At 61.9% G+C, this 2,628-nt stretch carries 5 protein-coding genes; all 5 read left to right on the forward strand.

The window, feature by feature from the left end:
* The first annotated feature begins 162 nt into the window (after positions 1–162).
* The 5 genes from RKP46_RS16335 to RKP46_RS16355 all read left to right on the forward strand — a co-directional run bounded on the left by RKP46_RS16335 (position 163) and on the right by RKP46_RS16355 (position 2,566).
* Entirely contained in the window at positions 163–765 is a 603-nt protein-coding gene (locus RKP46_RS16335; RefSeq protein WP_311107599.1) for a hypothetical protein, read from the forward strand.
* 130 nt (positions 766–895) lie between these two features.
* Entirely contained in the window at positions 896–1,159 is a 264-nt protein-coding gene (locus RKP46_RS16340; RefSeq protein ID WP_311107600.1) for a type II toxin-antitoxin system HicA family toxin, read from the forward strand.
* A 1-nt stretch (position 1,160) separates the two neighbouring features.
* Positions 1,161–1,517, forward strand: coding sequence for a toxin-antitoxin system HicB family antitoxin (locus tag RKP46_RS16345; RefSeq protein WP_311107601.1), 357 nt, complete (start codon positions 1,161–1,163; stop codon positions 1,515–1,517).
* A gap of 109 nt (positions 1,518–1,626) precedes the next feature.
* On the forward strand, positions 1,627–1,848 hold the full coding sequence (locus tag RKP46_RS16350; protein WP_311107602.1) for a hypothetical protein: 222 nt from the start codon (positions 1,627–1,629) through the stop codon (positions 1,846–1,848).
* A gap of 100 nt (positions 1,849–1,948) precedes the next feature.
* Complete coding sequence (locus tag RKP46_RS16355; RefSeq protein ID WP_311107603.1) at positions 1,949–2,566, forward strand: DNA-binding protein; 618 nt, start codon at positions 1,949–1,951, stop codon at positions 2,564–2,566.
* Positions 2,567–2,628 lie beyond the last annotated feature (62 nt).

Raw genomic sequence — 2,628 nt, forward strand, 5'->3', positions numbered from 1 at the left:
CGGCGCACTTTCTCCGCAGCGAGACTCCTCTCACGGCCCGTCAGAGCCTGGAAGACTTCCCGATGTGGCGTTGAATCTCCTATCCATCGCCTGCATAAATGATTCGCCTTTGCCGCCAAATTTAGCTAAAGTTTTAGCAACTTCTTACTGATGGAGGTCGCTATGTCCCTGTCCAAGAACACCCTCAAACTCACTGCCGCCACTGGTGCCGTCGCTCTTGCTTTCGGCGCAATGGCCCCGGCCTTCGCCGATGGTGCCGGGCTCATCAATGACAGCGCTGCCCTCAACCGTTACACACCCGCCCTCTCCAAGACGATGGCCGCCGTAACCGGTGACGACTTGGCCCGTATGCGCGCCGGTGGTTTCATGGTCGATCTGGAAACAGCGCTGAGGGCTCCTGCCGACAAGCCCCGCATTGTGGATTACCCGCCGCGAGCCAATGCCGACCTGCTGCGCATCACCGCTGTTGTGCCCCCGAGGGGCGGTGAGAACCTGCCCATCCCCTTCTGTGCCGAGCAGTTCAACAAGGTTCTCTACACGGGAGTTATTACCCCGAAGGGTGAAGTCGTCCCCGTGACCGGGAACTGGGCTAAAGAAACGACTACACATACCGCCTGCAAGGAGTTCATCCTTGCGGCCAGAAACGACATCAACACCAAACTGGCCCAGCCCAACGCGCCCTCCCAGCCGCCGCCGCAGCAGGCCGAGCAGAAAGCCATTTCCAAGCCGTCCGCCTCGCTGGCAACCGCAACACCCAACGGCTGACCAACCTAGCAACGAGTGCGCCACCCCCCCCGGCGCAGCAAGGCCCCGCTCCACAAGGCGGGGCTTTTTGCTGTCCGTCTGCCGATCTGCTTTTTCCTTGACCTTTGTATGTAACCGTATATAGTTACACATGAGAGGGCTGGACAGAATGACGAGACAGGAAAAACTGCTGGCGAAAGCCCTGAATAATCCACGCGGACTGTCTTTCGCTGATTTTCAGACGCTGCTGCGCCAGTCGGGCTGGAACTTCGATCACCAGACCGGCAGTCATCAAATCTGGTATGCCCCGACCGGGGCGCGGCTTTCGGTACAGGAAGGCCGCGACGGCAAGGCCAAGGGCTATCAGGTCGAACAGTTTCTACAACAGCGCGGCAGGCGTGACGAGGAGGTTTGAAATGGCGACCAACGACCGTTTTGACGGCTACAGTGTCAATCTTTACCTCGACGAGGACGGCGACTGGCTGGCGCACTTTGTCGAGTTGCCCGGCGCTTCGGCTTTTGCCGAAACGCCCGAAGCCGCTCTGAACGAGCTGGCTGTAGCGTGGGAAGGCATCAAGGAGAGCTACCGCAAACGTGGCGAGGCCGTTCCGGTCGCCCCTGCGAAGAAGGACTACAGCGGACAATTCAACGTGCGTATCGACAAGCGGGTGCATCGTGCGCTGGCCATCGAGGCGGCACAGGCGGGCACTTCGCTGAACGCCATCATTGCCCAGAAGCTCGCCCAATCAGTCCGCCATAACGGCCAGCACTGACGCAGCGGCCTGCAGCAAGGCCTCGCCTCCCAAGGCGGGGCTTTGCTGTCCGCCGTCCGGCCTGCTTTTTCCGTTGCCTTCGGTCGGGCAGGGCGGCTATTTCTGGGTCATGCAGCAGCCCCAGACCGACCCGGCACCCGCCGTCAGCTTCAACGCAGCCGCAGCGGTCGCCGACAAGCTCGGCTGCACCTTCATCGTCGAAGTCCGGGCCGACGACATCCTGAACCCTTCGGCGGTTCTGGCGCTTCACCGCAAGCAGGACGACGGCCAGTGGCAGGCCGAGGCTCCCGCTCACCAGCCCCGCCGTGGCGTACAGCTCCCCCTCCTGTAATTCTCCGCCGCGTTACAGTAGAACCCCTGCCGGAATACTTGCTTTTGTTGGCGGTTGTAGTAATATGTATCGTATTACTTACTACATGTTACACGACACCATGGCGATTACTAAAGACAGAATCTTTGAAGTGGCCGAGGCGATGGACGCCGCCGGGCAGGTTCCCACCCTTGCCGCCGTCAGGAAGGCCATCGGGGGCGGCAGCTTCACCACCATTTCCGAAGCGATGACCGAGTGGAAGGCGAACAAGGCCGCCAAGGAAACCCCGCTGCGCGAACCAGCCCCCCCGGCGCTCGCCGAGCGGCTGTCAGAATTCGGGGCCGAACTGTGGGCGCTCGCGCTCGACCTGGCGAACCGCAGACTGGCCGCCGAGCGGGACTCGCTCGACGCCGCCCGCGTCCAACTGGAAGCCGAGAAGCAGGAAGCGGCAGAACTGGCCGACCAAGTGACCGGCGAACTCGAAACCCTGCAAACCAAGCTGGCCGCGCTGGAAGCCGCTGATCGCGCTACTCGCAGCGAGATCGTTGCCCTGCGCGAACAGCTCATCCGCACGGGTGAGCGCGCAGCAACCGCCGAGGCCCGCGCCGGAGAAATCGAAAAGCGCGCCGACGACCTCAACGCCGAGCTGCAGCGCGTCAATTCCCAAAACGCCGAACTGGTCAAGGCGCTGGCCGGAGCGGCCAAGAGGCCGGACGACAGCAAGGCACCAAAGTCGTAACGGCCCAGCCTCAGACAACCTGATCTCGGTCCCATGACGATTGCACGATTGTGATCGCGAAT

Origin of the sequence: Accumulibacter sp. (assembly GCF_031732815.1) — a bacterium.
GTDB lineage: Bacteria > Pseudomonadota > Gammaproteobacteria > Burkholderiales > Rhodocyclaceae > Accumulibacter.

Coding starts and splice junctions, on each gene's coding strand:
- RKP46_RS16335 (WP_311107599.1), top strand. CDS start 163: ATGTCCCTGTCCAAGAACACCCTCAAACTCACTGCCGCCACTGGTGCC.
- RKP46_RS16340 (WP_311107600.1), top strand. CDS start 896: ATGAGAGGGCTGGACAGAATGACGAGACAGGAAAAACTGCTGGCGAAA.
- RKP46_RS16345 (WP_311107601.1), top strand. CDS start 1,161: ATGGCGACCAACGACCGTTTTGACGGCTACAGTGTCAATCTTTACCTC.
- RKP46_RS16350 (WP_311107602.1), top strand. CDS start 1,627: ATGCAGCAGCCCCAGACCGACCCGGCACCCGCCGTCAGCTTCAACGCA.
- RKP46_RS16355 (WP_311107603.1), top strand. CDS start 1,949: ATGGCGATTACTAAAGACAGAATCTTTGAAGTGGCCGAGGCGATGGAC.